Raw genomic sequence first — 10963 nt, forward strand, 5'->3', positions numbered from 1 at the left:
CATTGGTCGGCGCGCATGGTCATGACGACGGCGCGCTCTTGAGTAGTCAGATGTTTGTAGATTTTTGCCATGGCGGCACCTTACAGCAGAAGGTGTTGCACTTGGTCTTTGAGAACGCCGGGCATACGACTAAACAGTCAGGCTGTCGCCGGCCGGCCTTCGGCCAGCAAAGGCTGCCGATTGCGAAACCATTCGCTGGCCTCAGGCTCCCATGGGAAAGTATTTGTGGTGCTCGGGAAAATAATTTGATGGGCTCTGAAACCACTGCCTTTATTTAGCCACAGAGCCCAGCCCATGTATTGCTTGAAGTGCACAGGAGCGACGTCGCCGATCACGCACTCGAATCCGCCGCCCAGCAAGCCGGCAACACGCGAGCCCGGTGGCAAATCGCGCCCGTCCCGCATTTGTCGATAGCATTCGTTGATCGCGTAGTGGGAAAGCTCGCTCTTTAATCCGATGACGATGAGTTCCGGCATTCCCAATGATTGCTCAATTCCGATCGAGTAAGCAAACGGCGGCAAGCCTTCTTCTTCCATAACGCTGATCACATGGAGTCCATACTCTTCGATATCAGCAAGGGCTTTCGCGTCGCCATCGCCAGAACAGGCGGTTTGCTCATCCTCATCTTCCTCCTCTTCATCGGGCGCTTGCTCCCAACGTTCCCAGTCCGCGCCGACCTTTTCTCGCCACGCGCTCCAACCTGGAAGCAGATCGCTGACCTGCCCCAACGTCGCGTCGCGCTCGAGGATGCATCCCAGACAAAGCAGGATGCACTCCCCTGGCTCGTACGTCGTGGCATCGAGAAACTGCCAACCGCCATCGCGATCATGCGACACGCGTAGCACCGGAAAGCCATCGTGCACTACTTTGGCTGTAGAGAAGGTTACCGTGTTGGTAGCGTCAGAGAACGGCCAGTTCAAAAAATCGTGCGTGTGTTCGGACATGTGGGAATCCGTGATTGGTTGACTCGCACACGTAAACCGGCAAGCGAACACGCAGTTTATTACAAGACGCGATAGAAGTGAGTCTCCTGCTTCGGCGCGAGCCATGTGAAACATGCCACGGACGAAAAGTCGCCTGTCGCCGCACCGCTGTCTCTTGCCTGCAACGCGAGGCGATAAACGCCTGGCTTAGCTTGCGGACACAGACCTGACGTTGGCGCAACGCGTGCGCGCCCATACTGCCGCAAATAACGCTGCAGTCAGCGGGACGAACGTGCCGGCTTCCGGATGGGCCGCTTCTGATTCATCCCACACGCCTGCGGGTAGCCCACCGAACTCATCAGCCGGATGGTCGCGCGTGTAGCGATACGCTAAACCATTGCCGTTAATTTCCAGGTAGCGCGTAAAGTAGCCGTCGAGATCGATCTCGAAATAGCCGAGATAGTCTTTCAAGCCGCGGGTATTGCCGATGGACGAGTAGAGCCGGTAGAGCATGGAACGCCTGTCGAGTGGTGTTAATGTAATAGGGATACGAGACACAGTCACCGCCCAACTACAGAGACAATCAAATGTAGAACGCGAGTGTGGAAAGTCAAGGAGTCGCCTGGTATGCGTCAAGGCTGTGATAAGAAGTCTCTCCAACATATCCCGAGCCGCGCAGGGCGGAAAAGCGTAGCGCACTCCGCCAGCGAGGAGTATGCAGTGCGAGCTTGCAAACATGGCAGAATGCGCTCCGCTTTTCCGTCTTGCATTTACCTATTCAAAGAAGTCGTCGTCGACTTCGCCCTTCATGGCGGCGCGCACCGCTTTCTGGGAAAATCCGCGCTGCATCAGGAAGCGCACTTGCTTGTTGCGCTCGGCAGGATCGGTAGCGACCGTACCGAACTTGCGCTGCCACACTTCGCATGCCCTGCCCGTTTCGCTGTCGCTCAAACCCGCCTTTAATTTCTGCAAGGCTACACCACCTACGCCATGACTCTGCAGCTCGGCCATGATGCGGCTGTTGCCGAAACGATGGGCGCGCCGGTGGATCAGCGATTCGGAGAACCGCTCTTGCGACAGCCAGTTGTTTTTTTCCAGAAAGTCGAGCAGAGCGGCGACGTCGTCGCCCTCTTGCGCATACTTGGACAGCTTGCGCCCCAGTTCCAGCCGGCTGTGCTCCCGCATCGATAAAAAACGCAGGGCACGGCCTTTCAGGCTCAGTTGGGGCCGGGCCATCAGCAACGACGCCCGATTACTCGGCGACAGCTTTCAGCTTGGGCGCCTTGGCCGCGACCGCCGGCTCTTCGCCTGGGAGAGGCGGCAGTTCGCGTACGCCGAGCGCGGCACGGACCTTGTTCTCGATCTCGCGCGCCAATTCCGGCCGCTCCTTGAGGTAGATACGCGCATTGTCCTTGCCCTGGCCGATGCGTTCGCCGTTGTAGCTGTACCAGGAACCGGACTTTTCGACGATCTTGTTGTCGGCGCCCAGGTCGAGGATTTCGCCCTCGCGCGAGGTGCCTGCGCCGTACAGGATGTCAAAGTGCGCTTCCTTGAACGGTGGCGCGATCTTGTTCTTGACGACCTTGACCTTGGTTTCGTTGCCGATCACTTCGTCGCCCGACTTGATGGAACCGGTGCGGCGAATGTCCAGGCGTACCGACGCGTAAAACTTGAGCGCATTGCCGCCGGTGGTGGTTTCCGGGCTGCCGAACATGACGCCAATTTTCATGCGGATCTGGTTGATGAAAATGACCAGCGTGTTGGTGCGGTTAATGGAACCGGTCAGCTTGCGCAGTGCCTGGGACATCAGGCGTGCCTGCAACCCTGGCAGCGAATCGCCCATGTCGCCTTCGATCTCGGCGCGCGGGGTGAGCGCGGCTACGGAGTCGATGACGATCAGGTCGACGCTGCCCGAACGCACCAGCGCATCGCAAATTTCCAGTGCCTGCTCGCCCGTGTCAGGCTGCGAAATGAGCAGGTCCGACAGGTTGATGCCCAGCTTTTTCGCATAGCCCACGTCCAGCGCGTGCTCGGCGTCGATAAAGGCGCAGGTGCCGCCCAGCTTTTGCATTTGCGCGATGGTCTGCAGCGTGAGCGTGGTTTTGCCCGACGATTCGGGACCGTAGATTTCCACCACGCGCCCGCGCGGCAAGCCGCCCACGCCCAGCGCGATGTCCAGACCGAGCGAACCGGTCGAGACAACCTGGACTTCTTCCACCGGGGCGTTGCCGTCCATACGCATGACGGAGCCCTTGCCAAACTGCTTTTCAATCTGCGCCAGGGCGGCGGCCAGCGCCTTGCCCTTTTCTGCAGCGTTCAATACGGTTTTCTTGTCGTCCATAATTTTCTTTCAGTCTGAAGAAGGGCGGGGTGGCGCCACAGGTACATCACAACAGGTACTGTACAAGCGTACAGTAGTTTTGGCAAGCCTAACGTGCAGACAATTTTAAAAAATTACCCGGCCTTGCCCCAAATGAAACACAATAGGCGCAAATCAAAACAGGTGCCCACGGATGCGTATTTTACTTGCCGAAGATGATAGCGTGCTTGCCGACGGACTGACGCGCTCCTTGCGTCAGTCGGGCTACGCCATCGATTGCGTCAGCAATGGCGAGGAAGCCGACACCGCTTTGTCGACCCAGGAGTTCGATCTGCTAATCCTCGACCTGGGCTTGCCCCGGCTCTCGGGCCTGGAAGTGTTGCGGCGCCTACGGGCGCGCGCCTCGCTGCTGCCGGTCCTGATCTTGACGGCGGCCGACTCGATCGAGCAGCGCGTCAATGGCCTGGACCTGGGCGCCGACGACTACATGGCCAAGCCGTTCGCGCTGTCGGAACTGGAAGCGCGGGTGCGCGCCCTGACCCGGCGCGGCGCCGGCGGCGGCCCGGCCGTGGTGCGCCATGGCCCGCTCACGTACGACCAGGTCGGGCGCAGCGCCTACATCAACGAGCAGATGCTGGACCTGTCGGCGCGTGAACTGGGCCTGCTTGAGATTTTGCTGGCGCGCGCCGGGCGCCTGGTCTCCAAGGAACAGCTGGTCGACCATTTGTGCGAATGGGGCGAGGAAGTATCGAACAACGCCATCGAAGTCTATGTGCACCGGCTGCGCAAAAAAATCGAAGTGGGCGGCGTGCGCATCGCCACCGTGCGCGGTCTGGGCTACTGCCTCGAAAAATTCGCGCCCGCAGCCGTCGACGACGCAGCGCCGTAACAGTGGATGACCGCGATGCCGGCCTGACCCAGGCCACCGCGCTGGCGCCGGATACGGTGCTGTACGTGCCGCCCAATACCGAGCCGGACGAAGACATGCAGCATTCGCTGTTTGGCGAAATCCTCGACTGGATGCTCGCGCCCCTGCTGCTGCTGTGGCCCATGAGTATCGCTATCACTTATCTGGTGGCCAAGTCGATCGCCAACCAGCCTTTCGACCATGCGCTGGAAGACAGCGTCACGGTGCTGGCCCAGCAGGTCAAGGAAGTCGACGGCAAGGTCCGCTCGCGCCTGCCCGGCAGCGCGCGCGACATCCTGCGCGCCGACGACGTCGACAATGTCTACTTCCAGATCGCCGGCCCGGACGCGGCCCACATCGACGGCGACCGCGATCTGCCGCAGCCGGCCAGTCCCGAGCACTACCGCAGCGGGCGCGTCCACTTTCGCAATGATGTCATGCACGGCACGCCGGTGCGCATCGCGTTTTCGTACGTGAACCTGGGCCCGCTGGCGGCGCGCGGCGAGGAACCGCATACGGCGCTGGTGCAGGTGGCCGAAACGCTCGACAAGCGCGCGCTGCTGGCCAATGAAATCATCAAGGGCGTGATCCTGCCCCAGTTCATCATCCTGCCGATCGTGCTGGCCCTGGTCTGGTTTGCGCTGGCGCGCGGCCTGTCGCCACTGGCGCAGCTGCAAGAACGCATCCGCGCGCGCCGCCCGGACGACCTGTCGCCCATCGATGCGCGCCAGGTGCCCGAAGAAATCTCGCCGCTGGTGGGCTCGCTCAACGACATGCTCGAGCGTCTGGCGCAAACCATCGACATGCAAAAGCGCTTCATCGCCGACGCCGCGCACCAGATGAAAACGCCGCTGGCGGGCATGCGCATGCAGTCCGAACTGGCGCTGCGCCAGGTTGATCCGGGCGAAATCCACCGCTCGCTCGAGCAGCTTGCCACCAGTTCGGAATCGGCCACGCGCCTGGTCAACCAGCTGCTGGCGCTGGCGCGCGCCGAGTACCAGCCGCAAGCCGGCCTCGCACTCCTGGAACTGGACTTGAACGGCGCCGCGCGCGCCATCGTGCACGACTGGGTGCCGGCGTCGTTCGCCGCCAAGATCGACCTCGGCTTCGAAGCCCCCGCCGGCGCGGTACTGGTGGCCGGCCACGCGCTGATGCTGCGCGAGCTGCTCTCCAACCTGATCGACAATGCGCTGCGCTACACGCCGGCGGGGGGCAGCGTGACGGTGCGCGTGCGCTACGACGGCGGGTATGCCAACCGCGCGCTGCTGGAAGTGGAAGACACCGGTCCGGGCATCGCCCCGGCCGAACGCGTCCACGTGTTCGAGCGCTTTTACCGCATCCTGGGCAGCCGCGCCCCCGGCAGCGGCCTGGGTCTTGCCATCGTGCGCGAGATCGCGCAGCAGCACGGCGCCGAAGTCGACATTTTCAACAACCCGCGCAGCACCGGGCCCAAAGCGCCGGGCTGCCTGTTCCGGCTGACCTTCCCGCCCTACCCTGCGCTCGACGCGGACCTTGCATGACCAGCCCCGACCCCAATCTGAACCTTGACCCCGACCTCGATCGGGCGCGGCGCGCGCAATTGATCGCAGCGCGCGACGCCCACTGGCGCCGTGCGCGCCGCGTCACCATGCTGCTGCTGCTGACATGGTTTGGCGCCACCTTCTGCACCGTGTTTTTCGCGCGCGAGCTCTCCGCGCTGACCATGTTCGGCTGGCCGCTCTCTTTCTACCTGGCCGCGCAGGGCGTGGCGCTGGTGTACCTGGCCATCATCGGCGTCTATGCAATCGCGATGGACCGGCTCGACCGCCGCTTCGCACGGCGCTTGGCCGGAGCGGCGCCATGAAAGCGGCGCGCACCTATTTCAAGCGCCTGTCGCGTTACTATCTTTACTACGCGGCGACCTTCTTCGCTTTTCTGGCCTCGCTCGCGCTGCTCGAACGCGAAGGCATGCCGCGCGTGTGGATCGGCTACCTGTTCATGGTCGCCACGATTGCCTTGTACGCGGTGATCGGCGTCGTCAGCCGCACTTCGAACGTGTCCGAATACTATGTGGCCGGGCGGCGCGTGCCGGCCCTGTTCAACGGCATGGCCACCGCCGCCGACTGGATTTCGGCGGCCAGCTTCATCAGCCTGGCCGGCGGCTTGTACCTGCACGGCTTTGACGGCCTGGCCTACATCATGGGCTGGACCGGCGGCTACTGCCTGGTGGCGCTGCTAATCGCGCCCTACCTGCGCCGCTTCGCGCAATACACCATCCCTGACTTCCTGGCGGCGCGCTACGGCGGCGGCGCCGGCGGGCGCGGTGCGCCGGTGCGCATGATCGCCGTGGGGGCCACCATCATCGTCTCGTTCACCTACGTGGTGGCGCAGATCTACGCGGTCGGGCTGATCGCCTCGCGCTTTGCCGGCGTCGATTTTTCGGTCGGGATTTTCCTGGGGCTGGCCAGCATCCTGGTGTGTTCCTTTTTGGGCGGCATGCGCGCCATTACCTGGACCCAGGTGACGCAGTACACCATCATCCTGGTCGCCTTCCTGGCGCCCAGCATGTGGCTGTCGATGAAGCACGCCGGCAGCCCGCTGCCGCAGCTGGCCTACGGAACGGTGCTGCCCAAGCTGGCGCTGCGCGAGCGCGCGCTGCTGGCCGACCCCAGGGAATTGCAGGTGCGCGCGATTTTTCGCCAGCGCGCCGACGAATACGGCGCGCGTCTGAAGGCGCTGCCCACCTCGTGGGAAAACGGCTTGCAGGACACGCAGCGGCGCCTGGACGCGGCACGCCTGCGTAACAGTTCGCTGGCCGAGGTGCGCGCCGCCGAGCGCGCGCTGATTGCCTACCCCAAGACGGCCGAGGAAGCGGCGCGCACCTGGAACGCGGGGCGCAGCGCCAACCTGGCGCGCGCCGCGCCGCCCTCCCCGCACGCCACGCCCTTTGCCGCCGACGATAAGGAAGGCTCGGACATCGCCCGCAACAATTTTCTGGCGCTGGTACTGTGCCTGATGCTGGGCACGGCCGCCCTGCCCCACATCCTGATGCGCTCCTACACCACGCCCTCGGTGGCCGAAACGCGCGTGTCCGTGTTCTGGACCCTGTTTTTCATCCTGCTGGTGTACCTGACCATTCCGGCGCTGGCGGTGCTGGTCAAGTTCGACCTGTACACCACGCTGGTGGGCAGCGACTACGCGCACCTGCCGACCTGGATTTCGTACTGGGCCAACGTGGACAAGGTGACGCCCCTGATCAGCGTGGCCGACATCAACGCCGACGGCATCGTGCAGCTGGCTGAAATTGCCATCGACGGCGACGTGCTGGTGCTGGCCACGCCCGAAATCGGCGGACTGCCGTACGTGATTTCCGGCTTGGTCGCCGCCGGCGGCCTGGCGGCGGCGCTGTCGACGGCCGACGGCCTGCTGCTGGCGATCTCGAACGCGCTCTCGCACGACGTGTATTACAAGGTAATCGATCCGTCCGCCTCGACCCAGAAGCGGGTCACCATTTCCAAGCTGCTGCTGCTGGGCGTGGCCTTCATTGCCGCCTACGCCGCTTCGCAAAAGCCGGGCGACATTTTGTCGCTGGTGGGCGCGGCGTTTTCGCTGGCCGCCTCGACGCTGTTTCCGGCGCTGGTGCTGGGCGTGTTCTGGAAGCGCGCCAACAACACCGGTGCGATCGCCGGCATGCTGGCCGGCTTTGGCGTGTGCGCCTACTACATGCTGCATACCAATCCCATCCTGGGCGGCAGCGCGGCCGGCCAGTGGTTTCATATCGCGCCCATTTCGGCCGGCATTTTCGGCGTGCCGGCCGGCCTGGCCGTGCTGGTCGCCGCCAGCCTGCTCACGAGTGCACCGGGGGTCCAGACGCGCGCGCTGATCGACCATCTGCGCTCGCCCGAATGAGCGCCGTAAATGTCCCCGAGGACAGGTATGCGCCCTGAATATTTTATGAACTGAGCAACATCACGGTCAGATTGTTGTACGATCTTTCTCCAAAACAATCTCCCCAGAGGCAGCCATGTCCCGTCCTTTCCGTATCGCCCTTTTTTGTCTGGCCTGCGCCGTGGGTGGCCATGCCAGCGCCGATGAACTCGTTGATGCCAACGCGGCGCTACAGCAGAAAAATTACCCGGTTGCGCTCAAGCTGTTCGGCAAGCTCGCCAGCGACAACAACCACGAAGCGCAACTGCGCCTGGGCGAAATGTACTGGTACGGCGAAGGTGCGCCGCTCGACCGCGCCAAGGGCGACGCCTTGTTCGCCCAGGCCGCCGCCGGGGGCGATCCGGGCGCCGTGGCCGCCACCAAGCTCAGTGCCCAGCGCGCCGCGCACGCCGCCGACATCGCACTGTGGACGGGTGGTTATACCGGCGCCGAACTGCGTGCGGGCCAAGTCAACTGCCAGGCGCCGGCCCTGCCTGCGGGCCGCTCGATCGTCAACGACGAGATCAAGCGGATCGGTGCGCAAATTAGCGCCTGGACCGGCTGCTACAACGGCTTCGTCGCCAACATGGCCACCGTCATGCCGCCAGGTAAGACCATTCCCGGCGGCGTGCTCGAAGTGATGAGCGAGCAGGAACTGGCGCAGGCCAAGGGGCACCTCGAGCAGGTGTACAAGGGCGTGATCGCCGCCGCCAAGGCCGATGCAGATCGTTTTATTGTCCAGCGCGATCAATGGCAGGCGGCAACGCTGGAATACGTCAAGGCAGAAAACGACAGGATCGCGGTGCGCACCTTGCAGGCCAAGCGTGATCTGGACCGCACGGAAGCGGCCCGCGTGGAAGCCAACAGTTTCCGACCAATGGCCAAGCCCGTCGGTCCCTCGAAATAGTGGCAGCGCAAGCGTAGCGCGCGCGCCCACCGGTGCGCGTCACTAAAGCTGCTACCATCGCGCTTCCATTTTTGGAGGTCCGCCATGCAAGCATCGCTGCTGCTCGCCCTTGCCACCTTGCTCGCCGTGCAGGCGCCGGATACGCTTGCCGACACCATGTACAAGTGCGTCGAGGCGAGCGGCAACACCGCCTATTCGAGCCGGCCATGCACTGGCCAGGCGCGTGAAGCAAAACAGTTCGCGGTGCCGGCGCCCGAGACGGAACAGGCCAGCAGCGCGCGCTTGACGCGCGAACGCGCGCAGTTGCGCGTCGCCGACAAGCAGTTCAGGCAGCGCCTGGCTGAACGGAACGCGAGGGAAGGCGGCGCGCGAACCTATGGCGCCCATCCCGTTGCCAACACTGCGCGCGGCGGGCAGCGCCAAGGTGGGCAAGCCAAACCGGTGCAAGGCAAGCAGTCGCAAGACCAGCTGGCCAAAGACACGCTGGCAAAAGAACGCGCCGAGGCGGCCAGGCTGAACGCAGCGCGCATCGGCAACTGCAGCATGCGCCGGCTTGAGGCGAACTGTCTGTAAACGTGCCAAAAACAGCCGGTCCCCAATTCGGGTTAAGCTTGCCGTTAAATCGGTTCACTCAAGGAGATGCGCATGTCGTCGGGAAAAATTCTGGTAGCCCAGGGAGGCGGCCCTACCGCCGTCATCAACCAGTCGATGGTCGGCGTGGTGCTCGAAGCGCGCCGCTTCAGTAACGTCACCCGCGTATACGGCGCCATGCACGGCGTGCGCGGCATCGTCGACGAAGCGTTCATTGACCTGACCCAGGAAACCAGCGCCAACCTCGAACTGGTGGGCGCCACGCCTTCGTCAGCCCTGGGTTCGACGCGCGACAAGCCCGACATCGCCTACTGCCAGAAAATTTTTGAAGTGCTGCGCGCGCACGAGATCGAACACTTCTTTTACATTGGCGGCAACGATTCGTCCGACACGGTGCGCATCGTCAGCCTGGAAGCGAAAAAGGCCGGCTATCCGCTGCGTTGCATCCACATTCCCAAGACCATCGACAATGATTTGGTCGGCAATGACCACACGCCGGGCTTTCCGTCGGCCGCGCGCTTCGTGGCGCAAGCGTTCGCCGGCGCCAACCTGGACAACCGCTCGCTGCCGGGCGTGTACGTGGGCGTGGTCATGGGCCGCCATGCGGGTTTTCTGACCGCGGCCGCTGCCCTGGGCAAAAAATTCCCGGACGATGGCCCGCACCTGATTTACCTGCCCGAGCGCACCTTTGTTCTGGAAAATTTTTTGGCAGACGTCAAGCGCACCTATGCGCAGTATGGCCGCTGCGTGATCGCCGTCTCCGAAGGCATCCATGATGCGTCGGGCGAAGCGATCGCCAGTTTGCTGTCGTCCGAAGTTGAACGTGATGCGCACGGCAATGTGCAACTGTCGGGCACCGGCGCACTGGCCGATTTGCTGTGCGACGAAATCAAGGCCAAGCTCGGCATCAAGCGGGTGCGCGGCGACACCTTCGGCTACCTGCAGCGCTCGTTCATGGGTTGCGTCTCCGACGTCGACCAGCGCGAAGCGCGCGAGGTGGGCGAAAAGGCGGTGCAGTTCGCCATGTGGGGGGATCAAGACGGGTCGGTCGCCATCAAGCGCAGCGGCGACTACGCGGTCGAGTATCAACTGATGCCGCTCGAAGACGTGGCCGGCAAGACGCGCGTGATGGAAGACCTGTTCATCAGCGAGAGCGGCACCGACGTGACCGACGCTTTTCGCGCTTACCTGCGCCCGCTGCTGGGCGGCGGCATGCCGGACGCGCACCGCCTGCGCGCCGCGCCGGTGGCTAAAATCCTGAATAAATAAGTCGGCGGCGACCCGGGGCCAGACTGTCGATCTGACCCCGGTCATTTTTTCGCGCAATACCGTCTCTGACTACAGGCGTCAACATTATCATAATGATACTCTTCTGACTGGGCAACTTTGCCAGCTACCGGAGTCATGCG

Annotated in this window: 11 protein-coding genes; 7 read left to right on the top strand and 4 right to left on the bottom strand. The window is 63.3% G+C overall.

Annotated elements, in window-relative coordinates:
* Positions 1-137 precede the first annotated feature (137 nt).
* The 4 genes from ACP7D4_RS08445 to recA all read right to left on the bottom strand — a co-directional run bounded on the left by ACP7D4_RS08445 (position 138) and on the right by recA (position 3264).
* A complete protein-coding gene (locus ACP7D4_RS08445) occupies positions 138-944 on the bottom strand; it encodes a DUF4262 domain-containing protein (protein WP_426107168.1) in 807 nt (268 codons plus the stop codon).
* A gap of 186 nt (positions 945-1130) precedes the next feature.
* A complete protein-coding gene (locus ACP7D4_RS08450) occupies positions 1131-1436 on the bottom strand; it encodes a hypothetical protein (RefSeq protein ID WP_426208623.1) in 306 nt (101 codons plus the stop codon).
* Between the two features lie 261 nt (positions 1437-1697).
* A complete protein-coding gene (gene recX, locus ACP7D4_RS08455) occupies positions 1698-2159 on the bottom strand; it encodes a recombination regulator RecX (protein ID WP_426208625.1) in 462 nt (153 codons plus the stop codon).
* A 16-nt stretch (positions 2160-2175) separates the two neighbouring features.
* Entirely contained in the window at positions 2176-3264 is a 1089-nt protein-coding gene (gene recA / locus ACP7D4_RS08460; RefSeq protein ID WP_426107174.1) for a recombinase RecA, read from the bottom strand.
* Positions 3265-3436: 172 nt separating this feature from the next.
* Between recA and ACP7D4_RS08465 the strand changes: the two genes are divergently transcribed.
* The 7 genes from ACP7D4_RS08465 to ACP7D4_RS08495 all read left to right on the top strand — a co-directional run bounded on the left by ACP7D4_RS08465 (position 3437) and on the right by ACP7D4_RS08495 (position 10823).
* The gene (locus ACP7D4_RS08465; RefSeq protein WP_426107176.1) at positions 3437-4132 is read left to right on the top strand and encodes a response regulator; all 696 of its coding nucleotides are present in this window, start codon (positions 3437-3439) and stop codon (positions 4130-4132) included.
* Positions 4133-4134: 2 nt separating this feature from the next.
* On the top strand, positions 4135-5670 hold the full coding sequence (locus tag ACP7D4_RS08470; protein WP_426107178.1) for a sensor histidine kinase N-terminal domain-containing protein: 1536 nt from the start codon (positions 4135-4137) through the stop codon (positions 5668-5670).
* On the top strand, positions 5667-5993 hold the full coding sequence (locus tag ACP7D4_RS08475) for a DUF4212 domain-containing protein (RefSeq protein WP_426107179.1): 327 nt from the start codon (positions 5667-5669) through the stop codon (positions 5991-5993). The genes ACP7D4_RS08470 and ACP7D4_RS08475 overlap by 4 nt, the downstream gene beginning before the upstream one ends.
* Positions 5990-8038 (top strand): sodium:solute symporter family protein, encoded by a 2049-nt coding sequence (locus ACP7D4_RS08480; RefSeq protein WP_426208626.1) that lies wholly within the window; start codon positions 5990-5992, stop codon positions 8036-8038. The genes ACP7D4_RS08475 and ACP7D4_RS08480 overlap by 4 nt, the downstream gene beginning before the upstream one ends.
* Before the next feature lie 115 nt (positions 8039-8153).
* A complete protein-coding gene (locus ACP7D4_RS08485) occupies positions 8154-8963 on the top strand; it encodes a sel1 repeat family protein (protein ID WP_426208627.1) in 810 nt (269 codons plus the stop codon).
* Between the two features lie 84 nt (positions 8964-9047).
* Entirely contained in the window at positions 9048-9536 is a 489-nt protein-coding gene (locus ACP7D4_RS08490; protein WP_426208629.1) for a DUF4124 domain-containing protein, read from the top strand.
* Positions 9537-9608: 72 nt separating this feature from the next.
* Entirely contained in the window at positions 9609-10823 is a 1215-nt protein-coding gene (locus ACP7D4_RS08495) for a 6-phosphofructokinase (protein WP_426107185.1), read from the top strand.
* The last annotated feature ends 140 nt before the right edge of the window (positions 10824-10963 follow it).

The organism is Massilia sp. TWP1-3-3 (assembly GCF_049897805.1).
Classification (GTDB): Bacteria; Pseudomonadota; Gammaproteobacteria; order Burkholderiales; family Burkholderiaceae_D; genus Telluria_A.